Origin of the sequence: Paenibacillus enshidis, assembly GCF_042136365.1 — a bacterium.
Taxonomy (GTDB): Bacteria; Bacillota; Bacilli; order Paenibacillales; family Paenibacillaceae; genus Paenibacillus; species Paenibacillus enshidis.
On sequence record NZ_JBHHMI010000073.1, the window covers coordinates 1 to 986 of the forward strand.

The 986-nt window shown below is 47.2% G+C and carries 1 protein-coding gene; it reads left to right on the plus strand.

All coding sequences use genetic code 11. From position 1 onward, the window contains the following. Positions 1–986: transposase (locus ACE41H_RS25130; protein WP_375358307.1), on the plus strand; the 986-nt coding region annotated here is incomplete at both ends.

Consider the following 986-nt stretch of genomic DNA (forward strand, 5'->3'; position numbering starts at 1 on the left):
CGCAGCAAATCGGTGATTGTGGACGCCACTCACACCAAAGCACGCTATATGCAAAAGACACCGCAAGAGGTATTGCAGGAGCGCTCCAAAAAGCTGAGAAAAGCGATGTACACGCTGGATGAATCCATGAAAAACAAATTTCCGTCCAAACCGGTTACGAAGGACATTCAAGATGAAATTCGCTATTGTGAGCAATTGGTTACCGTGATTGAAGAAGACGGGCGTTTTACCGAACTCCCTAAAGTGAAGGAACCGCTAAACTTGTTAAAAGAGACGATTGCCGATGATCTGGAGCATTTGCAGACTTCAGCCGATCCCGATGCCAGAGTAGGCCACAAAAGTGCGGACTCCTCCTTTTTCGGGTACAAAACTCATATGGCGATGAGCGATGAGCGAATCATTACCGCTGCGACGATTACGACGGGTGAGCAACCTGACGGCAAACAACTCCAAACGCTCATTGAAAAAAGCAAAGCGGCGGGGGTGGAAGTGGAGACGGTCATTGGGGATACGGCCTACTCGGAGAAAAACAATCTGGCGTACAGTGAGCAACATAAAATCGAACTCGTATCCAAATTAAATCCGTTAATTACTCAAGGCAACCGAAAGAAAGAAGACGAATTTGAGTTTAACAAGGATGCTGGAATGTATGTCTGCAAGGCTGGACATTTGGCGACACGCCGGGCTCGGCAAGGAAAAAAAGGGCAAGGGGCGAACCAGGTCGACACCTATTTTTTTGATGTTGAGAAATGTAAACGTTGTCCGCTTCGGGAAGGGTGTTACAAAGAGGGGGCCAAAAGCAAGACGTATTCGGTCAGCCTAAAAAGCAATGAGCATCTGGCACAGGCTGTGTTTCAGGAAAGTGAAGCATTTAAAGCCAAGGCCAAAGAACGGTACAAAATTGAAGCCAAGAATAGTGAACTTAAACATAGACACGGGTATGATATTGCATCCTCCTCGGGTCTGGTTGGCATGGAAATCCAAGG